General features: G+C 72.6%; 22 protein-coding genes. 11 read left to right on the forward strand and 11 right to left on the reverse strand.

Annotated elements, in window-relative coordinates; genetic code table 11:
• Positions 1 to 135: 135 nt before the first annotated feature.
• On the reverse strand, positions 136 to 1,644 hold the full coding sequence (locus IG99_RS30815) for a helix-turn-helix domain-containing protein (RefSeq protein WP_037679677.1): 1,509 nt from the start codon (positions 1,642 to 1,644) through the stop codon (positions 136 to 138).
• A 174-nt stretch (positions 1,645 to 1,818) separates the two neighbouring features.
• Between IG99_RS30815 and IG99_RS30820 the strand changes: the two genes are divergently transcribed.
• The 3 genes from IG99_RS30820 to IG99_RS30830 all read left to right on the forward strand — a co-directional run bounded on the left by IG99_RS30820 (position 1,819) and on the right by IG99_RS30830 (position 4,339).
• Positions 1,819 to 2,439: an L-threonylcarbamoyladenylate synthase gene (locus IG99_RS30820; protein WP_037679679.1), complete on the forward strand. Its 621-nt coding sequence runs from the start codon at positions 1,819 to 1,821 to the stop codon at positions 2,437 to 2,439.
• Positions 2,440 to 2,564: 125 nt separating this feature from the next.
• Positions 2,565 to 3,320, forward strand: coding sequence for a dienelactone hydrolase family protein (locus tag IG99_RS30825; protein ID WP_037679683.1), 756 nt, complete (start codon positions 2,565 to 2,567; stop codon positions 3,318 to 3,320).
• 470 nt (positions 3,321 to 3,790) lie between these two features.
• Positions 3,791 to 4,339, forward strand: coding sequence for a YciI family protein (locus tag IG99_RS30830; protein ID WP_037679686.1), 549 nt, complete (start codon positions 3,791 to 3,793; stop codon positions 4,337 to 4,339).
• 33 nt (positions 4,340 to 4,372) lie between these two features.
• Here the strand turns inward: IG99_RS30830 and IG99_RS30835 are convergent, their stop codons facing one another.
• Positions 4,373 to 5,299: an ADP-ribosylglycohydrolase family protein gene (locus IG99_RS30835; RefSeq protein ID WP_037679690.1), complete on the reverse strand. Its 927-nt coding sequence runs from the start codon at positions 5,297 to 5,299 to the stop codon at positions 4,373 to 4,375.
• A gap of 130 nt (positions 5,300 to 5,429) precedes the next feature.
• On the opposite strand from IG99_RS30835, the gene IG99_RS30840 reads away from it, so the two are divergent.
• The 3 genes from IG99_RS30840 (at position 5,430) to IG99_RS30850 (ending at position 8,600) form a co-directional block, all read left to right on the forward strand.
• Positions 5,430 to 6,935: a metallophosphoesterase family protein gene (locus IG99_RS30840; protein WP_037679693.1), complete on the forward strand. Its 1,506-nt coding sequence runs from the start codon at positions 5,430 to 5,432 to the stop codon at positions 6,933 to 6,935.
• Positions 6,936 to 7,020: 85 nt separating this feature from the next.
• A complete protein-coding gene (locus IG99_RS30845) occupies positions 7,021 to 8,058 on the forward strand; it encodes an LLM class flavin-dependent oxidoreductase (protein ID WP_037679695.1) in 1,038 nt (345 codons plus the stop codon).
• Positions 8,055 to 8,600 (forward strand): hypothetical protein, encoded by a 546-nt coding sequence (locus IG99_RS30850; protein WP_158973274.1) that lies wholly within the window; start codon positions 8,055 to 8,057, stop codon positions 8,598 to 8,600. The genes IG99_RS30845 and IG99_RS30850 overlap by 4 nt, the downstream gene beginning before the upstream one ends.
• A 25-nt stretch (positions 8,601 to 8,625) precedes the next feature.
• On the opposite strand, the gene IG99_RS30855 is transcribed toward IG99_RS30850, so the two are convergent.
• Positions 8,626 to 9,600 (reverse strand): TauD/TfdA dioxygenase family protein, encoded by a 975-nt coding sequence (locus IG99_RS30855; protein ID WP_037679698.1) that lies wholly within the window; start codon positions 9,598 to 9,600, stop codon positions 8,626 to 8,628.
• A gap of 241 nt (positions 9,601 to 9,841) precedes the next feature.
• Between IG99_RS30855 and IG99_RS44370 the strand changes: the two genes are divergently transcribed.
• The 5 genes from IG99_RS44370 (at position 9,842) to IG99_RS30880 (ending at position 16,436) form a co-directional block, all read left to right on the forward strand.
• Entirely contained in the window at positions 9,842 to 12,967 is a 3,126-nt protein-coding gene (locus IG99_RS44370) for a phosphorylase family protein (RefSeq protein ID WP_078948005.1), read from the forward strand.
• Between the two features lie 96 nt (positions 12,968 to 13,063).
• Positions 13,064 to 13,894: an aldo/keto reductase gene (locus IG99_RS30865; protein ID WP_037679773.1), complete on the forward strand. Its 831-nt coding sequence runs from the start codon at positions 13,064 to 13,066 to the stop codon at positions 13,892 to 13,894.
• Positions 13,895 to 13,950: 56 nt separating this feature from the next.
• A complete protein-coding gene (locus IG99_RS30870; protein ID WP_037679700.1) occupies positions 13,951 to 14,565 on the forward strand; it encodes a DNA polymerase ligase N-terminal domain-containing protein in 615 nt (204 codons plus the stop codon).
• A gap of 156 nt (positions 14,566 to 14,721) precedes the next feature.
• Complete coding sequence (locus IG99_RS30875; protein ID WP_037679702.1) at positions 14,722 to 15,249, forward strand: Chromate resistance protein ChrB; 528 nt, start codon at positions 14,722 to 14,724, stop codon at positions 15,247 to 15,249.
• A 26-nt stretch (positions 15,250 to 15,275) separates the two neighbouring features.
• Entirely contained in the window at positions 15,276 to 16,436 is a 1,161-nt protein-coding gene (locus IG99_RS30880) for an MFS transporter (protein ID WP_051866098.1), read from the forward strand.
• A 34-nt stretch (positions 16,437 to 16,470) separates the two neighbouring features.
• On the opposite strand, the gene IG99_RS30885 is transcribed toward IG99_RS30880, so the two are convergent.
• The 8 genes from IG99_RS30885 to IG99_RS30920 form a co-directional block, all read right to left on the reverse strand.
• Positions 16,471 to 18,846, reverse strand: coding sequence for a SpoIIE family protein phosphatase (locus IG99_RS30885; protein ID WP_078948006.1), 2,376 nt, complete (start codon positions 18,844 to 18,846; stop codon positions 16,471 to 16,473).
• A 115-nt stretch (positions 18,847 to 18,961) separates the two neighbouring features.
• Positions 18,962 to 19,429, reverse strand: coding sequence for a peroxiredoxin (locus tag IG99_RS30890; RefSeq protein ID WP_037679706.1), 468 nt, complete (start codon positions 19,427 to 19,429; stop codon positions 18,962 to 18,964).
• Positions 19,426 to 19,806: a DoxX family protein gene (locus tag IG99_RS30895; protein ID WP_037679707.1), complete on the reverse strand. Its 381-nt coding sequence runs from the start codon at positions 19,804 to 19,806 to the stop codon at positions 19,426 to 19,428. Before IG99_RS30895 ends, IG99_RS30890 begins: the two co-directional genes overlap by 4 nt.
• Before the next feature lie 124 nt (positions 19,807 to 19,930).
• A complete protein-coding gene (locus IG99_RS30900) occupies positions 19,931 to 20,440 on the reverse strand; it encodes a MarR family winged helix-turn-helix transcriptional regulator (RefSeq protein WP_037679710.1) in 510 nt (169 codons plus the stop codon).
• Positions 20,441 to 20,474: 34 nt separating this feature from the next.
• Entirely contained in the window at positions 20,475 to 21,647 is a 1,173-nt protein-coding gene (locus IG99_RS30905) for an NAD(P)/FAD-dependent oxidoreductase (RefSeq protein WP_037679713.1), read from the reverse strand.
• Positions 21,644 to 21,838 carry a ferredoxin gene (locus IG99_RS30910; protein ID WP_037679715.1) on the reverse strand — a complete coding sequence of 65 codons (195 nt, stop codon included), beginning with the start codon at positions 21,836 to 21,838 and terminating at the stop codon, positions 21,644 to 21,646. Before IG99_RS30910 ends, IG99_RS30905 begins: the two co-directional genes overlap by 4 nt.
• 40 nt (positions 21,839 to 21,878) lie before the next feature.
• Positions 21,879 to 23,111: a cytochrome P450 gene (locus IG99_RS30915; RefSeq protein WP_051866091.1), complete on the reverse strand. Its 1,233-nt coding sequence runs from the start codon at positions 23,109 to 23,111 to the stop codon at positions 21,879 to 21,881.
• A 197-nt stretch (positions 23,112 to 23,308) separates the two neighbouring features.
• Complete coding sequence (locus IG99_RS30920) at positions 23,309 to 24,046, reverse strand: response regulator transcription factor (RefSeq protein WP_037679718.1); 738 nt, start codon at positions 24,044 to 24,046, stop codon at positions 23,309 to 23,311.
• Between the last annotated feature and the right edge of the window lie 58 nt (positions 24,047 to 24,104).

Consider the following 24,104-nt stretch of genomic DNA (forward strand, 5'->3'; position numbering starts at 1 on the left):
GCGGGGGCGCCGACCGGTCCCCCGTTCCGGTCGTGCCCCCGCGGTGCCATGAACTTACGTGGGCGGGGCTCCGCTTGTGAACCGTGCCGGTGCCCGCTCGCGGGCCTTGGGGGCTCACCCGTGCACAGGTGAGTCCTAATGGCCCGGTTTCTCCCGGTGCAGGTCGGGGTGTTCGAGGTCGCCGGTGGTCAGATGGGCGAGGACGACCTCGTACAGGTCGCTGCCGGCGGCGAGGAGCTGGCGTTCCAGGACGGGCTCGGCACCGCGCACGTGTTCGCGGACGGTCTGGGCGTGGACACCGAGTTGCTGTGCGGCGCGCTCGGCGTTGCCGCCGGCGGCGATCCAGGCGCGCAGGGTGCGGCGCAGGTCGCGTCCGTCGGTGTCCAGCCGGCCCAGGAGGGCGTCGGCCCAGGTACGCAGCGCGGGCCCGGCGAGCAGCTCGTCGAACGGGACGGCGGCCGGTCCGTCCGCGGTGTCGGTCGCCTGCTCCATGAAGCCGACCTGGGTGTTCAGGGCGAGGTGGACGGCGGCGCGGACGGTGAGGCCGGAGAAGTCGGTGCCCAGCAGGCTCTCCACGCGTTCCATGCGGGCGCGCACGGTGTTGCGGCTGACGCCGAGGACCTTCGCCGCGCTGACGGCGGTGAACTCCAGGCCCAGGCGGGTGGTGGCGAGGAGTTCGGCGCGGGTGTGGTGCGGGAGGGTGTCGAGCGGGCGCAGCAGCCGGGTGGTCCAGGTCCGCAGCGCGTCCGGGTCCATCAGGCGTTCGGGGTGGGTGCGTTCGGCGTACACCGCCGCCTTGCCGGGGCGGAAGCGGGCGACGGCGAGGGCGCTGACGGCCTGCCCGTAGGCGGTGGCGGTCCGGGCGAGGGCCTGCCGGGTGCTGCCGCCGAGGAACGTGTGGGGGTTGCGGTCGAGCAGGGAGCGCAGTTCCGCGGCCGCGGAGTCGCGGGGGGTCACGACGATCACGTGTCCGTCCATGGCCGGGCAGCGCACGACCAGGGCCTGCTCCGCCGTGACATCGACGCACGCCTCGGCCAGCCGGTCGCGTTCGTCGGGGCTGCTCTCGACGACGTAGACGCAGGCCGTGTCGGTGTCCAGCAGCCCCGGCCACAGACCGGCGGCGACACGGCGGGCCGCGACGGTGTCCTCCACCATGAGCAGTTGCAGGATGGCCAGCCGCAGGTCGGAGGTGGCCCGCTTCAGCCGTCGTCCGGTCGCCGTGGTCTCGCGGGCCCGCAGCAGGAGTTCGAGCACCGCCGCGGTGTGGGTGACGATGTCGGACGCCCGCCGGTCGAACGGGGCCGTGCGCGCGACGACCAGCACGCCCGCCGACGCGGGGCGCGGGAGCGTGACGCGGACCAGGCGCAGGTGCTGTCCCCGCCCCTCCCAGGCGGCGGAGGCGATCCGTCCGGCGACGATGTCGGCGGCCAGGTGGTCGGCCGGCGGGGGCGGCAGTCCGGCGAGGAGGGCGCCGGTGTCGTCCTGGAGGGAGGCCGTCGCCCCGAGGGTGCCGGCGAGCCAGTCGACGACCTTGCGGACGTCGCGCCCCGAGGGTCGTAGCTGGTCGAGGAGTTCCTCCGCCCACGCCGCGTCCCCTCCCGGGGTGACGTCCGTACCGTGGTACCGCTCGTCCCGGCCAGCCATCTCGGCCTGCTCCTCGTCCCTGGTGTCAGCCTGTGCGTACCCCCCGTTCGGGGACGTTACCTCACGTCGACGTGGGGGCGGCCACGCCTGGTGAGCGCGGTCGCCGGGGGCCGGGCACGGTGGCGGGGGAGCCGCGGAAGGTCGCAGGGCGCCGCGGAGGCATAAGCTCGACAGATGGCCAAGTACTACGACGTGCACCCCGACAACCCGCAGCCGCGGACCATCTCCCAGGTGGCCGACAGTGTCCGCTCGGGGGCACTCATCGCGTATCCGACGGACTCCTGCTACGCCCTGGGGTGCCGGCTGGGCAGCCGTGACGGCATCGACCGGATCCGGACGATCCGCCAGCTGGACCACCGGCACCACTTCACTCTCGTGTGCCAGGACTTCGCGCAGCTGGGCCAGTTCGTGCACGTGGACAACGACGTCTTCCGCGCGATCAAGGCCTCGACGCCCGGGAGTTACACCTTCATCCTGCCCGCGACGAAGGAGGTGCCGCGCATGCTGCAGCACCCCAAGAAGAAGACGGTCGGGGTCCGCATCCCGGACCACGTCGTGACGCAGGCGCTGCTCGCCGAGCTCGGTGAGCCGCTGCTGTCCAGCACCCTGCTCATGCCCGGTGAGGAGGAGCCGATGACCCAGGGATGGGAGATCAAGGACCTGCTCGACCACGCGGTGGACGGGGTGGTCGACTCCGGGGACTGCGGCACCGAGCCGACGACGGTCATCGACTTCTCGGGCGGCGAGGCGGAGATCGTGCGGCGGGGGGCGGGCGACACGTCGCGGTTCGAGTAAAGGGACGGTTGGGGCGCCGGGGGTCCTCGCGGGCCGTTGGATGGTGCGTGCAACGATGACCGCGGCCCGCGCCCCCGGGCCGGCGACGTTTGCTCGCAGTCGACCGCGCAGAGAGGTAGTACCCCATGACCTCCGTTCAGGGAACAGCCGTGGACATCCCCACCGAGGACGGCACCGCCGACGGCTATCTGGCGCATCCCGGCGACGGCAGCCCCCGTCCCGGTGTGCTGCTCTACATGGACGCCTTCGGCCTGCGCCCGCACCTGAGGTCGATGGCCGACCGGTTGGCGGCGGCCGGCTACACGGTGCTGGTACCCAACCTCTTCTACCGGCACGGGGGTGCGCCGGTCTTCGAGTTGCCCGAGTTCATCGACCCCCGGGCGCGCCCGGAGATCTTCGAGCAGATCGGTCCGGTGATGCAGTCCCTGACGCCGGAGCTCGCCATGCGGGACGCCGACGCCTACCTGCGGTGGCTCGCCGACAGCCCGCTCGTCGCCGAGGGTCCGGTCGCGCTGACGGGCTACTGCATGGGCGCCCGGCTGTCCCTGCTCACCGCCGGCACGTTCCCGGAGCGGGTCGCGGCCGCGGCCGGGTTCCACGGCGGCCGGCTGGCGACGGACACGCCCGACAGCCCGCACCTCGTCGCCGAACGCGTCACCGCCGAGTTGTACTTCGGCCACGCCGACGAGGACCCCTCCCTCCCGCCCGAGCAGATCGAGCGCCTGGAGGACGCGCTGGCCAAGGCCGGAGTCCGCCACCGCTGCGAGGTCTACCCCGGCGCCCACCACGGCTTCACCCAGGCCGACACCGCCGCGTACCACCAGGACGGCGACGAGCGGCACTGGGCGGCGCTGCTGGACCTGCTCAAGCGCACGTTCTGACCCGCGGGCAGGCGCCCGCGGCCTAAGGGGTCCTTTCACTATGAGCACCCGATCAGGCCGCGTGGTCTGGTGCCGTGCATCGCAAGGCGCCGGAGAGCCCTCGTAGCGGAGCTACGAGGGCTCTCCGGCAACGCGGCGAGGCGCGGTGCCGGGCCGCGCGGCCCGGGTGGGCATAGTGAAAGGACCCCTAAGGAGTCGCGGGCGCTTCTCCATGCCCGAGTGCGGTCATGCGGGTGCCATTCGCTGGTCAGGAGTTGTCGCCACTTCGTGGGGACGGGGTCACCGTCCGCGAACGTGCGCGCCAGTTCGTCCCAGCCCATGAACGAGAATCGGTCGTGCAACTCCCGCAGACGGCCGCCCCGGCGCCACAGGCCCGCCACTCCCACCGCCGCGACGGGGTTGTCCGTCCAATGATCGTCGGCGCGCCGAACTCCGTTGAGGACAGATCCCGTTAACGACATTCTGTGCGCATGGAGTTCTTCTGTTACCACCGTGATCGGCCCGGATCCCTGGAGTTGCGTGACGAGTTGCTGGAGGAGCACTGGTCCTACATGGACCGGTTCGCCAGGGAGATGATCGCCCGTGGGCCGACGATGGCCGACGACGGCGAGACGCCCACGGGCAGCGTGCACATCGTCGACCTGCCCGACCCGGCGGCCGCCCGCGCGTTCGCCTTCGACGAGCCCAACTACCAGGCCGGCGCGTACCGGGACGTGCTGCTGCGCAGGTGGCGGAACCTGCTGGGGCGTACGATGTGGGACTTTGCCGGTGGGCCGGACGAGGGCGACCGGTACCTGGTGATCGGGCTCGGCGAGGGGGAGGCGGTGGATGTCGCCGTGCCGCCCGGCGGAGACGAGCTGATCGCGTACGGGCCGCTGCTCTCGGACGACGGCACCGCGTGGCTGGGGACGGCGGCATTGGTCCGGGCGCCGGACCGGGATGCGGCGCGCGCCGTCCTGACCCCGGACGGGTATGCCGACGTCGAGGTGCACAACTGGCAGTTCGGCGGGCGGTCGTGACGGGGCACGCGCGCTGAGCCGGGGCCGGCCTGCTCAGGCGCACCCTGCCGCACCCGCGTCCCAGCCGCTCCAGGCCGGGATGTCCTCGCGGGCCTGCCGCCAAGTGGCCGGCAGGCCCCCGGTGCCGGTGCGGGCGGCGACCACGCCGCCCGCGATGGCGCAGGTGGTGTCGCGGTCGCCCCAGCCGGCCACGGTCTGCCACAGCGTCTCGGCCAGGTCGTCCAGGTGACCCGCGGCCGACCACAGGGCGAACGGCACCGTGTCCTGGGCCGAGATGAGCGTTCCCGAGCCCAGCACGGACGCCGCGTGGCGCACCGAGGTGCGGTGGTGGAAGGTGGCGGCCACCAGCAGTCGGGAGCGGACGTCGCTCTCGGGCACCTGCGAGGCCACCTCCCTCAGGAAGGCCGCGCGCTCGGGGGCGTCCCGGCCCGCGCCGGCGGCGGCCAACGCAGCGGCGACGGCCACGGCCACCGCGCCGGCGACGGCCTCCGGGTGGGCGTGGGTGGTCAGCGCGGACAGTCGGGCCTGTGCGGCGGCGACCTCCGGATCGTCCCGGAACCAGGCCCCCAGCGGGGCGATCCGCATGGCCGCGCCGTTGCCGTGCGAACCCTGTCCGCCGAACTGTTCCGCGGTGACCGCCCGCCAGTCCTCGCCCGCCCCGATGCGCCGCAGCACCCTGTGCATCGACGGGCCGTACTGGCGTCCCGGGTCGCGTTCGTACTCGGCGGCGAACTCCCGCGCCAGGTCGTCCGGGCGGACCTCCCCGTGCTTCGTCAGATGGGCGAACAGGACGAACGCCATGGCCGAGTCGTCCGTCCACGGCCACGGAGCGGGACGCGGCTGCCGCATGGCCCGCATCTCCTCGACGGGCTCCTCGGAGGGCCGGAACCATCCGTCACCGAAGGCGTCGCCCATGACGAGCCCGTCGAGACTGGCGTGGGCGTGCTGTGGACCACTCATGGCGGGACTCTCCTCCAACTGATCTTTCCTGACGGCATTCTCGCCCAAGGCCCCTGGGCAACTCACCGCCGCGGCCAGCAGGGTGGACCCCCGTCCCGGTGTCCTCGTAGATCGTTGCTACGGTGCCCCGGTGTCCGACTCTTCACGCGACACCGCCGAGGGCGCCGGCTGGGGCACCCTCGAACGCGGCGCGTACACGAAGCTCATGCCGCCCAGGGTCGAGAAGCTGTCCTGGCTGAACCCGAAGACGCTGTGGGTCGCCCGCAACGGCGTCCTGGCCTCCTGGTTCGGGGACCCCACGGGTCGTATCCGCGCCCGCTGGGTGGCGCAGCGTCAGGCCGCCGGAGCGAGCGCCGAGAAGGTGATCCGACGGGACACCGGGGACACGTTCTCGTTCATGGTCATCGGTGACACGGGTGAGGGCGACGACTCCCAGTACGCCGTCGTGCCCGGGTTCCTGAAGATCGGTCGGGGCACGGACTTCGCCGTCCTCGCGAGTGACGTGATCTACCCCGTCGGCAGCGCCGACGACTACGGCACCAAGTTCTTCCGGCCGTACCAGGACTACCCGGCGCCCATCTACGCGATACCCGGCAACCACGACTGGTACGAGGACCTCGGCGCGTTCATGCGCGTCTTCTGCGACGACGCACCGCCGCTGCCGCCGGAGCCCCGGGCCCGCCCGCTCAGCCGGGCCTGGCTGCGGTCGCTGCTCTGGCACCGGCCCCAGACGACGGACGGTCAACACCTCGACGAGGCACGGCGGTTGCGGTCGGCGGCCGGTCAACGAGCGGTCCAGCCGGGCCCTTACTGGGCGATCGACGCCGGGCCCGTGCGCATCATCGGCATCGACACCGGCCTGCTGGGCACCCTCGACGCCGAACAGGGCGCGTGGCTGCGCGAGGTGTCCACGGGCCCCCGCCCGAAGGTGCTGATCACCGGCTCCCCCCTGTACGTGGACGGCGAGCACCACCCCTGCCCGATCGACGGGGGCGGCACGGTCGACGAGATCGTCCGCGACCCGGAGCACCACTTCGTCGCGGCGATCGGCGGGGACATCCACAACTACCAGCGCTACCCCGTGAAGCTGGACGGAGGACGGATCCTCCAGTACGTGGTCTCGGGCGGCGGCGGTGCCTTCATGCACGCCACGCACATCATTCCCCGGGTCGACATCGCGGGCGTCACCGAGCAGGACTTCCGCAGCTATCCGCTGCGCGGCGACTCCCTCGCCTTCTACAGCGGTCTGTACGGCCGACGGCTGCGCCTGCGCCGCTTCTTCACGCTCACCGAGGCGGAGGCCACGGCCGTGATCGCGGAGCGGCTCGGCATCACCCCGACCCGCTCCCCCGGCCCGGACGCCCGGGTCACCTGGCGGACGCGGCTGGTCGCCACTCTGCTGGGCGCCGGCGGCCGTCCCGACCGCGTCTCACGGTTCCGGCTGCCCGTGCGCAAGATCTACACCTCACTGTTCTCGCCGGGCTCGGCGACCTACAGCCCGCCGTTCTTCAAGAGCTTCCTGCGTCTCGACGTCACCCCGGAGGCGATCCGGCTGCGCTGCTTCGCCGCGACCGGCAACCGCGCGCAGGAACTCCACCCGCCGGTCGAGGACGAGGTAACCATCCCGCTGACCTGAGACACCCTGCGACAATCGCACCCGAGTTTCCGTACGGCCCCGGGCGCCGTACGGCCCCGTGCGCCGTGACCGATGGAGGAAGCCCGTGCCGACGACCTCACGCCCCCTGCGGAAGCTGGGCTTCCTGACCATCGGGCTGTTCGACGGGGACGACCCGCGCCGGGGCCACGAGTCCACCCTGGAGATCATCGAGCTGGGCGAGCGGCTCGGCTTCGACAACGCCTGGGTGCGCCACCGCCACCTGCAGTACGGCATCTCCTCCCCCGTCGCCGTCCTCGCGGCGGCCTCCCAGCGCACCCGGCGCATCGAACTGGGCACCGCCGTGACCCCGTTGGGCTGGGAGAACCCGCTGCGCCTCGCGGAGGACCTGGCGACGGTAGACATCCTGTCCGGCGGCCGTCTGAACCCGGGGGTCAGCGTCGGCCCGCCGATGCACTACGACCAGGTGAAGGAGGCGCTGTACCCGGACACGGCCGACGCGGAGGACTTCGGTTACGAGCGGGTACGGCGGCTGCTGGATCTCGTGCGCGGGAAGTCCGCCACCGACTTCAGCGGCGTCGAAGGGTTCGAAGTGTTCTCCGACGTGGTGCAGCCGCACTCCCCCGGTCTCGGGCGCCGTCTGTGGTACGGCGGGGGCAGTCTGAGCTCGGCCCGGTGGGCCGGTGAGCACGGTATGAACTTCCTGACGAGCAGTGTCGTCAAGGCCGAGGGCCCCGACGAGTCACCGGACTTCGCCGAGGTCCAGCTGTCCCACGTGCGCGCCTTCCGCGCCGCCCACCCGGACGGCGAGGCCGCGCGGGTCTCCCAGGGACTCGTCGTCATCCCGACCGACTCCGCGTCGCCCGGACAGCGCGCCCGGTACGAGGAGTACGCCGCCCAGCGCCTCCCCCGTACGGCGACCCCGCAGGGCCCCGCCCGGTTGATGTTCGCGCCCGACCTGGTGGGCACCTCCGACGAGATCGCCGAGCGGCTGCACGCGCACGCCGCGTTCCGTGAGGTGGACGAGGTGGCGTTCGCGCTGCCGTTCACCTTCGAGCACGAGGACTACGTACAGATCCTCACCGACATGGCGACGAAGCTGGGGCCGGCGCTGGGTTGGCGGGCCGGGGCGGCCAACCGGTGACGGCGTCAGGTCGGCAGGACCGGCAGGGCTGGAGCTTCGCCTCCGCGCGCGAGCCCGCGTTCTTCACCGCGTGCGAGCAGACCGACACGCCGGGCGTGGGCCACGCCCTCGCGGCGGGCGGAACTCTGTGCGGCATCCCGGAGGACCGGCTGACCGTGTACCGGAGTCCGTTCTTCCCGAGCGGGGAAACGGCCTGCGCCAGGTGCGCGGCGCTGGCGGCCGAGGCACCCAGCAGGCCCGGCGTGCAGGAGCGCCTGCACGAGCGGGTGAGGTGCGCGCAGCCCGGCGTACTGCGCGAGGAGGTGCTGGCGGCACTGCTGCAGGGAGCCGACGTCAAGCTCTGGATCAACGGGCCGTCGAAGAGCCTGATCCGGCACTACGCGCAGCTCGACCGGATCGTCGAGGGCGGCGAACCGATCGAGGCCGTGGTGCGCGCGGGCCGGCGTCTGGGACTGGCACGCGTGGTCCACGGCTCCCGTGAGTTCGTCGTGTTCCTGCCGGAGGACGACCGCCCGTTCGTGACCCGCGCGCAACCCGCCTGACGCCGCCCGTCAGGGCGGGGCCGCCTCACCAGCGGCCCGGCTCCGTTCCCGTGATCGGCTCCGACGGCTTGCCGTCCACGCCGGCCGGCACGTCACCGGCGAGCATCACGCGGTGCATGGTCCGGGGGAAGTCCAGGTGAACGTTGTCGCTGGGGGCCAGGTGGATGGTGGCCCGGTTGTCCCAGAAGGCCACGCTGCCGGGCTCCCAGCGGAAGCGGACGGTGTACTCGGGCCGGACCGCCTGCTCCAGGAGCATGTCGAGGAGGGCCCGGCTCTCCGCGCGGGAGACGTCGGCGATCTGCTCGACGTAGTAGCCGTTGACGTACAGGACCCGCTCCCCCGTCTCCGGATGGACGCGGACCAGCGGGTGCAGGGACGCCACCTGGTGGTCCAGCAGATGGCGGAGGTAGGCGTCGTCGCCGGGCCGGGGCTGGTAGCCGACGCCGAGCCGGTGCTCGGCCCGCAGCCCGTCGACGAACGCGCGCACCGGGGCGGAGAGTCCGGCGTAGGCGGCCGCCAGGTTGGACCAGGTGGTGTCGCCGCCGTAGGGCGGGACCGTCTCGGCGCGCAGGATCGTCGCGGCCGGCGGGTCGACGCGGGCGCCGTGGTCGCAGTGCCATCCGCGCAGCAGGGTGTGGCGTCGGCGCTGTAGCCACTCGTCGTGCTCCATGCCGAACCGGCCGCCCAGCTCCAGCCGGTCGGCGGTGGTCTCGATCTCCGGGAAGCCGGGCGGTGAGGCGCTGCCGCGCCCCCGCAGCACGACGGGTTCGCCGAAGCGGCGGGCGAAGGCCACGTGCCCGGCGTGGTCGAGCCGCTGCCCGCGGAAGAACACGACCTTCCAGCGCAGCACCGCCGCCCTGATCGCGTGCGTCTGGGCGTCGTCGAGGTCTGCGGCGAGGTCCACGCCGGTGATCTCGGCGCCGATGTGCCCGGCGACCGGCCGTACCTCGATCCCCGCCGTCCGCTCCGTCGCCTCCGCCGTGCCCCGGTCCGTGTTCATGCGCGCTCCGATGGTCGTCCGGTGATGTCGCCGCCTCCATGGAGATCGTGACAGCGATCGTCGGACGGGGCGACGGGGCGTCGCAGAAGGGGGCCGTCCCGTCGAATCGGATCGAATCCGTCACGATTGCAGTGCAACGGCCCCCGGACCTGACGGAGTTGCTGCCTCGGCGGCATTGCACGGCTACGGTGTTTCCCCCAGGTCGCGGTCAAGGCATGGGAGAAAAGGCCCGGTTGATCAGGTGACAGAATTTCCTCCCACCGTGGTGATCCTCACGGCACTGCCCGTGGAGTACGCAGCCGTACGCGCCCACCTCACCGACGTGGTGCGGCGCGAGGACGATTCCGGGACGGTCTTCGACTGCGGGTGGCTCGCCGACACGGGGCTCACCGCCGCGGTGGCGCTGATCGGCGAGGGCAACGAGAACGCGGCCCTGATCACCGGTCAGGCCTACAACCTGTTCGGGCCCAGGGCACTGCTGTTCGTCGGCGTCGCGGGTGCGCTGAGCGAGGAGCTCGAGATCGGTGACGTCGTCGTCGCGACGCGGATCTACGCCTACCAGGGCGCGAAGGTGGACCCGGGCGTCTCCCTCGCCCGTCCCCGCGCCTGGGACGCCTCGTGGCGGCTGCTCCAGGCGGCGTACCGGGCGACCGACGAACCGGACGTCACGGTGTACTACAAGCCGATCGCCGCCGGTGAGGTGGTGCTCAACGACCGGACGTCGAACCTCTCGGAGCACCTGACCAAGAACTACAACGACGCCGTCGCCATCGAGATGGAGAGCGCCGGGGTGGCCCGGGCGGCGCATGTCAGCGGCCGGCTGGACATGCTGACGATCCGCTGCATCAGCGACAAGGCTGACGGTCGCAAGCGGGAGGCGGACGCCAAGGGCACTCAGCGGACCGCCGCCGCGCGGGCCGCCGCTTTCGCCGTCGCAGTCCTCAGGGAGTTCGCCAAGAGCGAGGCGGCGCGACCGGTCGTCCGACAGGGCGACGACCGACCAAGACCCGCCCCGCCGGGCGCCGAGGAACCGGCCAACGGACAGCCGGCCAACGGGCAGCCGAGCAACGGGCTGAGACCCGAGGCCGGGTCCACGCCGGTCCACGGAGCCGCGGAGGGGCCGGGCGCACCGGGGGGACCCGGAGCGGCGACGGGCAGCCGCGGGGCGCCTGAAACGTCCGCCCCCGGCGGAGGCCAGGGAGCGGCAACAGCCCCTGGGGTGATTGCCCAGCCCACCAACGGTCGGCCGGGATCCGTCCCACCCGCCCTCACCCTCTTCTCGGACGGCCCCGCCACCGAACCGTCCATGCCCCTCGGCGCCCCTCCCGCACCCTCCGCCTCGACCGGCACGCACCACGCCTCCGAGCCACCGGCGTCCACCGCTCCCGGCGGGACCACCGAGACCTCCGAGGCCACCGGGAGGGGGACGGGAGCCGCATCGACCGCCGTTCCCGCCCCGCTGTCACGCGGACTGCGCACCGTGCGCAGACACCTCACCCCGCTGCGCGCCACGGCCCTCGCCGCTGTCCTGGTGCTCACGGCGCTCGTCCCCTTCCTGCTCCCGGAGGACGACGGACCGGGCACAGGCGGCCCGAGCACCCTCAAGGGCCCCTCCGCGCTGCCGACGTGCCCCGCGGAAGAGGCCGACACCACGCTGGTCGTGGCCGCCTCCATCGACCTCTCCAAGTCGCTCGCGGAGGCCGCCGCCGAGTACGGAGCCCGACGCGTCGACGGCCAGTGCGTGAAGATCAAGGTCAACGGGGTCAACTCCGGCACCGGGATGCGCGCCCTGGCCAAGGGCTGGGGCGAAACCGACGGGGAGCAGCCCGACGTGTGGTCGCCCGCGGGCAGCGAGTGGCTGGCACTGGCCCGTACGAAGGCGGAGCCGAAGGCGCTCGAACGGCTGCCGGAGACGGCCGAGCCGATCGTGACCAGCCCACTGACGATCGCCATGCCGAAGACGATGGCCGAGGCCCTGGGCTGGCCGGAGCAGCGGATCGGCTGGAAGGAACTGGCGAAATGGGCCGAGGATCCGGCGGACTTCTGGAGCAGGAAGGGCGAGAAGCAGTGGGGCGCCCTCAAGCTGGGCAAGACGAACCCCGAGTACTCGACCTCCGGCCTCAACGCGACCATCGGCGCCTTCTACGCCCGTACCGGCACCAGCGGCGAGATGTCCCCCAAGGACATCGACGCGCCCGCCAACCAGGTGCTCGTCAAGACCATCGAGAAGTCGGTCGTGCACTACGGGGACACCACCCTGACGTTCCTGGCGAATCTGCGCGCCGCGGACGACGCGGGCGGTGAGCAGGAGGCGACGCGCTACATCTCCGCCGTCACCGTGGAGGAGAACGCGGTCGTCGCATACAACCAGGGCTACCCCTGCGGCGCGTACAGCGACGAGCCGGGCTGCGAGAAGACCGGCAAGCCCCGGACACCGCTCGTGTCGCTGTACCCCAGGGACAGCAATCCGGTCAGCGACCACCCCTACGTCGTCCTCAAGAACCTGCCCCCGGCCAAGCAGGCGGTGGCGACGGACTTCCGCCGGCAGCTGCACGACCCGGACGTGTTCGGGAAGCACTTCGCGCCGTACGGGTACCGCACCCACGACCTGAAGCCGGGTGCGCCCGTCACCCGGGAGAACGGGGCCCTGCCGGACACGAGGATCTCCGCCTACCACGCGCCGACGGGGCCCGTGCTCGACCGGATCCAGCAGGCGTGGTCCCGGCTGCGCCGCCCGGCGAACGTCCTCGTCGTCATCGACACCTCACTGTCCATGGACGACAAGGTGCCCGGCACGGGCAAGACGAAGATGCAGTTGCTGAAGGACGCGGAGCCGGCGCTGTTCGGCGGGTTCGGCCCGGCCGACCGGGTGGGGCTGTGGAAGTTCTCCAACGCGGCCAGCCTCGACGGCAGACACCACTACCAGTCGCTCGTGCCCATCGGCCCGATGGACGGCCCGGCGCCCGGGGCCGATGGCGTCACCCGTCGCGTGCAGCTCGCCGAGGAGGTGGCCGAACTCGTGCCCAACGGCGCGACCGGACTGTACGGCACGGTGGACGCCGCGGCGAAGACCCTGCGCGAGGGCTACGACCCGGGCGCCATCAACGCGATCGTGCTGCTCACCGACGGCCGCAACGAGGGGGTACCGGCCGACCCGACGCTGGAAAATGTGCTGTCCAGGATCGGGGATCCCGACGACCGGCTCCGGATCTTCACCATCGCCTACGGCTCCACGGCGGACGAGCAGGACGCGGACGGCAAGTCGGTCCTGGAGAAGATCGCCGCGGCCACCGGCGCCCGCGCGTACGACGCGAAGAACCCGAAGGTCATCGCCCAGGTGCTGACGAGCGTGATCTCCAACTTCTGAAGCCGCCGTCTCGACCGCCCCCGGCCTGTGCGTTTGATCGACCGGCCCGCCGTCCCCGAGGCTGGGGGTACGGATCGGTCGAGGAAAGGCCCCATGGTGATCGACATCCCGGTGCACCAACTCAACGACGGTACGACGCTCCCCGCGGTCGGACTCGGTACCTGGCCGATGGACGACGCCGAGGCCGAGCGGGCGGTGGCGGAGGCCCTCGGCCTGGGCTACCGCCTGCTCGACACGGCGACGAACTACCGCAACGAGACCGGCGTGGGCCGCGGCCTGTCCCGCAGCGGTGTGCCGCGCGAGGAGATCGTGGTGACCACGAAGCTCCCGGGCCGGCACCACGGGTACGAGGAGACGCTCGCCTCCTTCGAGGAGTCGCGGGCGCGGCTCGCCCTGGAGCGGATCGACCTGTACCTCATCCACTGGCCACTGCCCCGCGTCGACAAGTACGTCGACTCCTGGAAGGCCATGATCAAACTCCGCGAGGACGGTCTGGTCCGCTCGATCGGCGTCTCCAACTTCACCGTCGCCCACCTTGAGCGGCTGGAGAAGGAGACCGGGGTCCTGCCCTGCGTCAACCAGATCGAGCTGCACCCCCACCTCCCCCAGGACGAGCTGCGCGCCTTCCACGAGGCCAAGGGCATCCGCACCGAGAGCTGGACCCCGCTGGGCCGCGGCACGAGTCTGCTTCAGGACCCCTCCGTCGTGGCGACCGCCGAGGCCCTCGGCGTGACGCCCGCCCAGGTCGTGCTGCGGTGGCACGTCCAGCTGGGCGCCGTACCGATCCCCAAGTCGGCGAGCCCCGAGCGGCAGCGCGCGAACCTCGACGTCTTCGGCTTCTCTCTCGGCCCGGCGCAGATGCGGGCCGTGTCGGAGCGGGCGCACCAACGTCTCGGCGGGGACCCCGGGACGCACGAGGAGTTCTGAGCCCCGGGCCGGGGGTACCCGGGGGCCGCCGGAGTGCCGCCGGAAGGAGTGAGGACGTGGGTGAGCGGGAGCGGCTGCGGGAGTACCACGGCAAGCGCGACTTCGCGCGGACCGCGGAGCCCCCGGGACGCACGGCGCGGCACGGGGAGGGACCCCGGTTCGTGGTGCAGATCCATGACGCGAGCACGATGCACTTCGACTTCCGGTTGCAGGTCGACGACGTACTGAAGTCGTGGTCGGTCCCGAAGGGGCCCTCGCCGGATCCCAAGGACAAGCGGCTCGCCGTGCCCACGGAGGACCATCCGCTGGAGTACGAGGAGTTCGAGGGCGTCATCCCCGCGGGCGAGTACGGCGGCGGAACCGTGATCGTCTGGGACGTCGGGACCTATGAGCCGCTCAGCCACGACCGCAAGGGGCGACCCGTCGACTTCGAGGAGTCGTTGCGGCGGGGACACGCCACGTTCCGGCTGCACGGGTCGAAGCTGCGCGGCGAGTACGCGCTGACCCGGTTCCGGGGCGGGGACGACGGCGAGGAGGCCTGGCTGCTCGTCCGGGCCGGCCGGGCGGGGCGGCCGGCGCCCAGGACACCCGACCCGCGCCGTGCGCGTTCGGCCCGCACCGGCCGGACGCTCGGCCAGGTCACCGCGGAGGGGGGAGCGCGTCGTCGTTGAGGTCGTCCCGGCCGGTCCGGCGGCATGGATCAGCGGCACACTCGCGGATGTAACGGCTGCTACATTCTCCTCGTGTCGAGCACGGAATCGTCGAACGCAGAACCGTCGAGCTCAGAACCGTCGAGCTCAGGACCCGGGAGCCGCTGGGTCGTCCTCGTGATCAAACTGTCCTCGGAGCCCTCCCGGCACCGGGTCGCGGTCTGGCGGGAGCTGCGCAAGGTCGGCGCGCTCTCGCTCGGACAGGGGGTCTGGGCGGTTCCGGACGTACCGGTCTTCGCGGACGGCGTCGGCCGCGCGGTGACGCTCACGGAGCAGGCCGGCGGGCAGGCCGTGACCTTGACCGCCTCGGGGCGCGGTCCCGAAGACGCTGCCCGCTTCCGGGCCATGTTCACCGCCGCCCGCTCCGCGGACTGGGCGGAGTTCCTGGCCGACTGCGGCAAGTTCGAGCAGGAACTGGCCAAGGAGATCCGCATCGCCAAGTTCACCCTGGCGGAGCTGGAGGAAGAGGAGCAGTCGCTGGAGCGGCTGCGGCGCTGGCATCGGGACCTCACAGCGCGGGACGTGTTCGGTGCTCCGGAGGCGGCCGAGGCGGGTCGGCGGCTGAAGCAGTGCGCCGCTGGTTGTGAGGACTACGCCGAGCGGGTCTTCGCCGCCCTCCACCAGGCTCCGGAGGCGGACCGGTGACCGCGCGGTCTGCCCCGGTCCGGCAGATGTGGCCGCTGTACGCGGCCGGGTTCACCACCGCCTTCGGCGCGCACGGCATCGCCGCCAACCTCGGCGGGTACGCCGATGACGCGGCCGGCTCCCTGCTGGTGCTGGGTGGGCTGCTCGCCCTCTACGACGGGGCCGAGGTCGTCCTCAAGCCGCTCTTCGGCACCCTCGCCGACCGCGTCGGTGCCCGCCCCGTACTGCTCGGCGGGCTCGCGGCCTTCGCCGCGGCGTCCGGGCTGTACGTCGTCGCCGACAGCCCGGGCTGGCTGTGGGCCGCGCGCCTCGGGCAGGGAGCCGCGGCCTCCGCCTTCTCGCCGTCCGCCTCCGCGCTGGTCGCCCGCCTCAACCCGGCGGCGAAACAGGGGCGGGCCTTCGGCGGCTACGGCTTCTACAAGTCCATCGGATACACCCTCGGCCCGCTGCTCGGCGGCGTCCTGGTGTGGGCCGGGGGCCTGCGGCTGCTGTTCGCGGTCCTCGCGGTGCTCGGCGCGGCGGTCGCCGTCTGGTCCTTGCTCGCCGTTCCCGTCGTCCCCCCGCTGCCCAAGGCCCGCCAGACGGTGCTGGACCTGGCTCGACGGCTGGCCGACCCGGTCTTCCTCGCACCGACGGCCGCGCTGGCGGCGGCGACCGCGGCGTTGTCGGTCGGTGTCGGTTTCCTGCCGGTCTCCGGCCGCGCCGCCGGGCTGGGCGCGGTCGCCACCGGGGCAGCGGTCTCGGTGCTCGCCGGCTGCGCCGCGGTCGTCCAGCCGCTGGCCGGGCGCGCTGTGGACGACGGCCGCCTGACGACTCGTTCCGGCCTGACCGCGGGGCTTGTGGTCACCGCGGCGGGTCTGGTCTGCGCGATGCTGCCGGGGCTGACCGGCATCCTCGTCGGCGCCGCCCTGATCGGCGCCGGTACGGGGCTGATCACCCCGCTCGGTTTCGCGGCGCTGGCCGCGAACACGCCCGCGGAGCGCCTCGGCCAGACCATGGGCGCGGCCGAACTGGGCCGCGAACTCGGCGACGCGGGCGGCCCGCTGCTCGTGGCCGCCATCGCCTCGCTCACCACCCTCACCTACGGCTTCGGGGCCCTCGCGGCTCTGACCGGGATGGGCGCGGTGACCGCGTACCTTCACCGGCGCCCGGTGTCGGCCGGACCGCGGCCCGAGACGGAGAAGTGAGGGCGCGGCCCCCGGGGGCCGGCGACCGGGGTGGTCACAGGTCCGGCGGCAGGGGCTGCTCGGCCCAGATGGTCTTGCCGTTGGTCGTCTGCCGGCTGCCCCAGCGCTGGGTGAGCTGGGCGACGAGCAGGAGGCCGCGTCCGCCCTCGTCGAAGGCGTGGGCGCGGCGCAGATGGGGGGAGGTGGAACTGCCGTCGGAGACCTCGCAGATGAGGGAGCGGTCCCGGATCAGGCGCAGCTTGATGGGCGGTTCGCCGTACCGGATGGCGTTGGTGACGAGTTCGCTGACGACCAGTTCGGTGACGAAGGCGGCCTCGTCGAGTCCCCAGGCCGTCAGCCGGTCGGTGGCGGCCTGCCGGGTGACGGCCACCAGTGCGGGGTCCGGCGGCACGTCCCAGGTGGCGACCTGGTCGGTGCCCAGCGCGCGGGTACGGGCCAGGAGCAGGGCCACGTCGTCGCTGGGCTCCTCCGGCAGTACGGCCTTGAGGACGGTGTCGCAGAGGTCGTCGAGCGAGTCGGCGGGAGCGGCCAGGGCGCGGCACATCTCGGCGGTGGCGCGATCCACGTCACGGTCGCGGTCCTCGATCAGGCCGTCCGTGTAGAGGGCGACGACCGCGCCCTCGGGCAGTTCCAGTTCCGTCGCCTCGAAGGGCAGGCCGCCGACGCCGAGCGGGGGGCCGGGGGTCATCCGGATGAGCTGTGCGCTGCCGTCGGGCAGGACGACGGCCGGGGCGGGGTGGCCCGCCGCCGCGGCGGTGAGGCGGCGGGCCACGGGGTCGTAGACGGCGTAGAGACAGGTGGCACCGAGTTCCGCGACGTCCTCGCCCGCGTCGTTCGCGGCCAGATGGGTGACGAGGTCGTCCAGGTGGGTGAGGAGCTCGTCCGGTGGCAGGTCGACGTCGGCGAGGGTGCGGACCGCCATGCAGAGCCGGCCCATCGTCGCCGAGGACGGAATGCCGTGGCCGACGACGTCACCGACGACGAGGGCCACGCGGCTGCCGGAGAGCGGGATGACGTCGAACCAGTCGCCGCCGATGCCCGCGAGGGAGCCGCTGGGCAGATAGCGGTGGGCGACCTCGACGGCGGCCTGTCCGGGCAGTCCGCGCGGCAGCAGGCTGTGCTGGAGGGCGAGCGCGGTGGTGCGCTCGCGGGCGAAGCGACGGGCGTTGTCGATGCAGACGGCGGCGCGGCTGGCGAGTTCCTCGGCCAGGACGGCGTCGTCGGGGCCGTAGTCGTCCACGGCGCCGATGCGGATGCCCACGATCACGCCCAGGGTGGTGCCGCGGGCCCGCAGCGGCACGGCGAGCATCGAGTGGACACCCCTGCGGAAGGGGCGGCCCGCGGGAGCGCGGGTGTTGCGCTCGTCGACCCACCGCATGAAGTCGGGATCGCCCGCCTGGCTGAGGACCGCGCGCCCCGACCGCAGCGCCCGCGCAGGCGGGGAGAACGAGAGGTACACGTCGGTCTCGCCCAGGTGCACGGCCGCCTCGGGGGTTCCCTCGGTGACGGAGCCGTGGGCGACGCGGCGCATGGTGATCTCGCCGTCGGGGACCGGCGGCGGTTCCTCGGCGCCGAGGACCCATTCCAACAGGTCGACGCTGGCGAAGTCGGCGTACCTCGGCACCAGGAGGCCGATCAGCTCCTCCGCGGTGCGCACCACGTCCAGGGTGGTGCCGATGGCGGCCGCCGCCTCGTTGAGCAGGGCCAGGCGCTGGCGGGCCCAGAACTGCTCGCTGCTGTCGAAGGCGGCCAGGGCGACCCCGGTGACCTTCCCCTCGAGGTCGCGCACCGGCCACATCTCGGTGCTCCAGGCGTGCTCCCGGTTGAGGGCGGGCGCGCCGGTGAAGCTCTCGTAGCGGACCGGCATGCCCGTCTCGACGACCTGGCGCAGGTTGCTGTGGAAGCCGCGGCTGTGCACGGCGTCCTCCACGGTCTCCGGGAAGTGGCGGCCCAGCAGGACCTCCTCCTGGACGCCCATCACCCGGCAGGCGGCGTCGTTGAGGCGGAGATAGCGCTGCTGGGTGTCGAAGATCGACATCGACATGGACGCCTGCTCGAACGCCCGTCCGGCCAGGGTGACCTCGGGGCCGCGGGGCCGCTCGGTGGTGACGGCGAAGCCGGTGGCCTCGCCGTCCGGGCCGAGCACCGGGCACGCCGTCAGGGTGACGGGGACGGGGTGCCCGTCACGGTGGCGCAGGGTGACGTGGCCGGACCGTGCGGCAAGCGTCTGCGGCGGCAGCTCCTCGGCGAGCAGCTCAGCGGCCGGGCGCCCCACGGTCTCCTCGGCCGAGTAGCCCGTGAGCACCCGGGCGCCGTCGCTCCACCCCGTCACTCTGCCGTGGGCGTCGATGATCGCCGCAGCGGCGACATGCTCCATAGTGTCCAGAATGGTCCGGATACGGCGGTGCATCAACCGCGACGAAGATCGCTCCGGACGGCCCGGTCGGAACGGTCGGAACGGTCGGAACGGTCGGAACGGTCGGAACGGTCGGAGCAGTCCGGTCAGGACCGGCGGGACGGTCCGGTCAGGACGCGTGGGCGCGCAGTGCGGCCAGTGCCCGGTCGGCGTGGGTGTTCATGCGCAGTTCGCTGCGGACGACCTCCAGGACGGTCCGGTCCTGCGCGATGACGAAGGTGACCCGTTTGGTGGGGGCCAGCGAGAAACCGCGCTTCACGCCGAACCGCTCCCGAATCTTCCCCTCGGCGTCGGAGAGCAGCGGCATGCCCAGCGAGTGCTGCCCGGCGAACTCCTGCTGGCGGTCGACGGAGTCCCCGCTGATGCCGACGGGGCGGGCGCCGACGGCGGCGAACTCGGCGGCGAGGTCCCGGAAGTGGCAGGCCTCGGCGGTGCAGCCGGCCGTGAGGGCGGCCGGGTAGAAGAAGAGGACCACCGGGCCCTCGGCGAGCAGTTCCGAGAGGCTGCGCTCGGTCCCGGTCTCGTCCGGCAGCGAGAAGTCCTCGATCCGGTCGCCGACCTTGAGGTTCTCCGTCATGACCGGCCCTCCGCGCTCTTGGCGACGCTGCGCGCCCACAGCACCAGGGGCAGCTGCAGGGGCAGTCGGCCGAAGGCGGCGGCCTTCTGCGGTGCGGGACGGTGGCGCCAGTCCACGGCCATCTTCACGTTGGCGGGGAACACGCCGACGAAGAACGCCGCCGTGGCGAGACCGGCGACCCGCCGGGTCCGGGGCAGCGCCACACCGGCGGCGAGCGCCAGCGCGGCGACGCCACTGGCGTACGTCCAGGTCCGGGGCGAGCCCGGCAGGGCGCGCGGCACGGTCGCGTCGAACTGCCGTGGACTGGCGAAGTGGGCGACGCCCGCCGTGGCCAGCAGGCCCGCGAGCAGCAGGGATGAGCGTTCGGACCGTGGCACGGTTCCTCCTCTGACGACCTGCCGCGCGATATTACGCGACGGTAGCCCGAGGCAACCCATCGGGCCCCACCCTTCTCAAGTCCGCTGCAGACAGAGGGAGATGGGGGCGGCGATCAACCCCCTGTCACGCCGTGGGCAGCCGCTGTTCCGTCCCCTCCTCGACGGCGTGGGCGAGGAAGTCGTCGACCATGCGGTGGAAGAGGGTGGCGAGCCGGCGCAGGTCCTCCGGGTCCCAGTCGGCCAGCGCCATCTGCATGCCACGCGATCCGGCTTCCCGGATCCGGCCGATGGCCCGGCGTCCGGCGTCGGTGAGCTCGATGCGCTGGGCGCGGCCGTCGTCGGGGTCGGGGACGCGGGTGACATAGCCGGACCTCTGCAGCTGTTGCACCGTCCGGGTGACGTGGGAGGCTTCCACTCCGAGCCGCGCGGCCAGCTCGCCCGGCCGCAGCGGCTCCGAGTCGGCGATCTGGCGCAGCAGCGCCACGGCGGCCCGGTCCAGCGGCACACCGGCCAGGGCCATCAGCCGTTCGTGCTGGCGGGCTCGGGTGCTCAGGTAGGTGATCCGGTTGAGCGCACGCTCGATCTCGGTCACTTCCGGGGAGGCGGAGGCCGTGGGGAGCCGTTCGGTGGACATGAGCCCCACTTTACCATCTTGTTGCGTGACTCAATTAAGTTACTCGGTGACCCGCCACCTCATCCCAGGACGCCCGGGACGCGATCGACCGGCGCCACAGCCGGATCACCTTCGGCGGCATGCCCACCGCCAGCGCTCCGGTCACCCGGGCGCCCGTGCGGTACGCGGCCACGAACCGCCGCTCGGCGAGGTCCCCCTCCACCACGGCGACCTCGTCGTGCCCGCGCAGGAAGCCGTACGCCTGGACCTTCATGTCGTACTGGTCCGACCAGAAGTACGGCACCGGCGCGAACGGCTTCCGTCCCTCGGGACGGAGCAGGTTGCGCGCGGCGGCCATGCCCTGCTCGGCGGCGTTCGTACGGTGTTCGACCCGCATCGCCGTCCCGAACAGCGGGTTGTGCCAGCGGGCCACGTCACCGGCCGCGTAGACCCCCTCGGCGGCCTCCAGGTAGGCGTCACAGACGACACCGTCACCCACGGCCAGCCCGCTGTCGGCCAGCCATTCGGTGTTGGGCAGCGACCCGACCGCCACGAGCACCTCGTCGGCCTCGACCACCTCGCCGTCGGCGAGCCGTACGGCGCGGTCGCCCACCTCGGTCACCGTGACCCCGGTGCGCAGCTCGACGCCCCGGTCGAGGTGGGCCCGCGAAAGCATCCGGCCGACCTCCTCGCCCACGGCGTGTGCCAGCGGCACCGGCGCCGGTTCGAGCAGCGTCACCCGGGCCCCGAGACGCCAGGCCACGGCGGCGGCCTCCGCCCCGAGGAACCCGGCGCCCACCACGACGAGATGCCGGCCCGGACCCAGCCGCTCCCGCAGCGCCAGCGCGTCAGACAGGGTGCGCAGGACATGGCCGCCTCCGCCCGGCAGCCGGCGCGCTCTGACCCCGGTGGCCACGATCAGACCGTCGTACGGCACCCGCGACCCGTCGGCCAGCCGGACGACCCGGCCGGCCAGGTCGAGGCCGGTCGCGGCGGTGCCCAGGCGCAGGTCGAGGTCGAGGGCGGCGATGTCGTCGGCGGCGCGCAGTACCAGCCGGTCGGCCTCCCAGTCGGAGGCGAGCAGCTGCTTCGACAGCGGCGGCCGGTCGTACGGAGGGTGCGGTTCGTCGCCTATGAGGGTCAGGGTGCCGTCGTAGCCCTCTCGGCGGAGCGTCTCGGCGGCCGCGAGCCCGGCGGCACAGGCGCCGACGACGACGGCTCGGTTCACTTCTCGACCAGCCGGATCGCGGCCGCGGGGCAGACCGCGACCGCCTCACGCACGCTGTCGAGGTGTTCGGCGCCGGGCCGCTCCGCCAGCAGGACCGCGATGCCGTCGTCGTCCTGGTCGAACACCTCCATGGCTGCGACCACGCACTGCCCCGAGGCGACGCACTTGTCGGCTTCGAGTTCCACCTTCATGAAAATCCCCTTCGTCGTTCGGTTGCGGGACGGGGAGCCGTCACCAGGACACGGGCAGTTCGTGCACGCCGTAGATGAAGGCGTCGTGCTTGAACCGGACGTCCTCCGGGGCGCAGGCGAGCTTCAGGGTCGGGATGCGCCGGTAGAGGGTGCCGTAGACGACCTGGAGCTCCATCCGCGCCAGCGGCTGACCCAGGCACTGGTGGACGCCGAAGCCGAAGGCGACATGGCGGCGGGCGTCGCGGGTGAGGTCGAGGCGGTCGGGGTCGGGAAAGACCGCGGGGTCGCGGTTCGCGATCTCGTTGACCATGATCACGCCTTCGCCCGCGCGGAGGACCTGACCGCCGATCTCGATGTCCTCGGTGACCGCCCGACGTCGTCCGAGGTGGGTGATGTGCAGGTAACGCAGCAGCTCCTCGACCGCGGAGGCGACGAGCTTCGGATCGCCGGTGTCCCGCAAGAGGGCGAGCTGGCCGGGGTTCCGCAGGAGGGCGAGCGTGCCGAGCGCGATCATGTTGGCGGTGGTCTCGTGGCCCGCGATCAGCAGGAGCAGCGCCATCTCCGTCGCCTGCCGGTGGTCGATCTCCCCGGCGGTGATCCGCCCGGCGATGCCCGACAGCAGGTCGCCCTGCGGTCGGGCGAGCCGCTCGGAGAGGAGTCGGGACAGGTACCCGGCCACCTCCCGGCTCGCCGCGCCCCGCTGCTCGGGGGTGGCGTCCCGGTGGACCATGGTCTTGGTGTTGTCCTGGAAGAAGTCGTGGTCGGCGTAGGGCACGCCGAGCAGTTCGCAGATGACCAGCGAGGGGATCGGCAGGGCGAACGCCTCCACGAGGTCCACGGGCCTCGGTCCGGCCAGCAGTTCGTCGATCAGGTCGTCCGCGATCCGCTGCACGGTGGGCCGCAGGGCCTCCACCTTCTTGATGGCGAAGGGCGCCGTCACCATCCGGCGCAGCCGGGCGTGCTCGGGGTCGTCCATCATGATGAAGCTGAGCTTGCCCTCGCCACCCCCGGGTGAGGCCTTGGTCGGATAGCCCGGGGTGTCGGTGTCCGCGCTGACCCTCGGATCGCCCAGCAGCGCCCGCTGCTCGGCGTACCGGGTCACCAGCCACGGCTCACTGCCGTCCCACAGGCGCACCTTCGTCAACGGCCCCCGCTCCTGGAGCTCCTTGAGCTCGGGAGGCGGATCGAAGGGGCAGCGGGCCGCCCGGGGCATCGGGAACTCGGGGACGGCGTCCGGCGCTTCGGGCACGGCACCCGCCAGGGGATGGGCCATGTCTCTCCTCGGTCAATGGGGGGCTCCGGGCCGGCGGGAGAGCCGGGATGATGGGGCGAGGCCTCGATGAGCACATGCAAACAGAGGGGGCTGACACCGTCCGGTCAGTTCCCTGACGGAAACCTGACGTGACCTGGATCACGCCACGGACGGCGTCCGGTGAACCCCGCACCACCGAAGGGGAGCCTCGACCCTCTTCAGCGCATCCCCTCGAGCTCCCCCAGCCAGTAGCCGAAGCCCCGCCGGGTGTGGATGAGTGCCGACTCGCCCCGGTCCACCTTGCGGCGCAACCGGGAGACGAGTTGCTCCATCGCGTTGCCCCCGCGGAAGTCACCCCAGACGTACCGGCTGATCTGCTCCTTGGACAGCACCCGGTGCGCGTTGACGAGGAGGTGACGCAACAGCCGGTACTCGGCGGGCGTGAGGTGCAGCTCCCGGGAGCCGCGCCGGGCCTGACAGAGGGCGTCGTCCAGGATCAGGTCGCGGTAGGACAGGGGCGCCCCCCGGTGACCGGGGCCCGCCGCGCGCAGCAAGACCTTGATCCTGGCGAGGACTTCGGCCATACGGAAGGGCTTGGTGACGTAGTCCTTCTCCCCCGGGCCGAATTCGGCGAGTTCGGGAAGGATCCGGTCCAGGGACTCGCAGGCGGCCAGATAGAGGACCGGCGGACGGTGGGCGATCGTCGGACGACCGGCCGCACCCACTCCCTCGAGGGCCACCGGCTCCAGGTCGACGACCACCAGGTCGAACCGCTGCTCGGCGAGCCGGACCAGGGCCTCGGTGACCGTGTCGGTGACGCGGATCCGGTAGCCGGCGAGCTCCAGGGTGGTGCCGAGGAGGTCGGCGACGCCCGGCTCACCGGCCACGATCAGGACACGCTGACCGGCGCCGCGGGCGAGCTTCGTGGTCGGCGTTGCCTGCGGTAACTGGGGCATGGATCCACCCTACCCTTCTGCTTGCCTGACTCAAGTAACCGCTTCACTTGCCTGACTC

The sequence above is a fragment of the Streptomyces griseus subsp. griseus genome, assembly GCF_000720255.1.
Classification (GTDB): Bacteria; Actinomycetota; Actinomycetes; order Streptomycetales; family Streptomycetaceae; genus Streptomyces; species Streptomyces griseus_I.

What these genes read in the sequence shown, in the direction of transcription:
- IG99_RS30815 (WP_037679677.1), bottom strand. Translation starts at nt 1,644, where the DNA reads ATGGCTGGCCGGGACGAGCGGTACCACGGTACGGACGTCACCCCGGGA.
- IG99_RS30820 (WP_037679679.1), top strand. Translation starts at nt 1,819, where the DNA reads ATGGCCAAGTACTACGACGTGCACCCCGACAACCCGCAGCCGCGGACC.
- IG99_RS30825 (WP_037679683.1), top strand. Translation starts at nt 2,565, where the DNA reads ATGACCTCCGTTCAGGGAACAGCCGTGGACATCCCCACCGAGGACGGC.
- IG99_RS30830 (WP_037679686.1), top strand. Translation starts at nt 3,791, where the DNA reads ATGGAGTTCTTCTGTTACCACCGTGATCGGCCCGGATCCCTGGAGTTG.
- IG99_RS30835 (WP_037679690.1), bottom strand. Translation starts at nt 5,299, where the DNA reads ATGAGTGGTCCACAGCACGCCCACGCCAGTCTCGACGGGCTCGTCATG.
- IG99_RS30855 (WP_037679698.1), bottom strand. Translation starts at nt 9,600, where the DNA reads ATGAACACGGACCGGGGCACGGCGGAGGCGACGGAGCGGACGGCGGGG.
- IG99_RS30880 (WP_051866098.1), top strand. Translation starts at nt 15,276, where the DNA reads ATGTGGCCGCTGTACGCGGCCGGGTTCACCACCGCCTTCGGCGCGCAC.
- IG99_RS30885 (WP_078948006.1), bottom strand. Translation starts at nt 18,846, where the DNA reads ATGCACCGCCGTATCCGGACCATTCTGGACACTATGGAGCATGTCGCC.
- IG99_RS30890 (WP_037679706.1), bottom strand. Translation starts at nt 19,429, where the DNA reads ATGACGGAGAACCTCAAGGTCGGCGACCGGATCGAGGACTTCTCGCTG.
- IG99_RS30900 (WP_037679710.1), bottom strand. Translation starts at nt 20,440, where the DNA reads ATGTCCACCGAACGGCTCCCCACGGCCTCCGCCTCCCCGGAAGTGACC.
- IG99_RS30910 (WP_037679715.1), bottom strand. Translation starts at nt 21,838, where the DNA reads ATGAAGGTGGAACTCGAAGCCGACAAGTGCGTCGCCTCGGGGCAGTGC.
- IG99_RS30915 (WP_051866091.1), bottom strand. Translation starts at nt 23,111, where the DNA reads ATGGCCCATCCCCTGGCGGGTGCCGTGCCCGAAGCGCCGGACGCCGTC.
- IG99_RS30920 (WP_037679718.1), bottom strand. Translation starts at nt 24,046, where the DNA reads ATGCCCCAGTTACCGCAGGCAACGCCGACCACGAAGCTCGCCCGCGGC.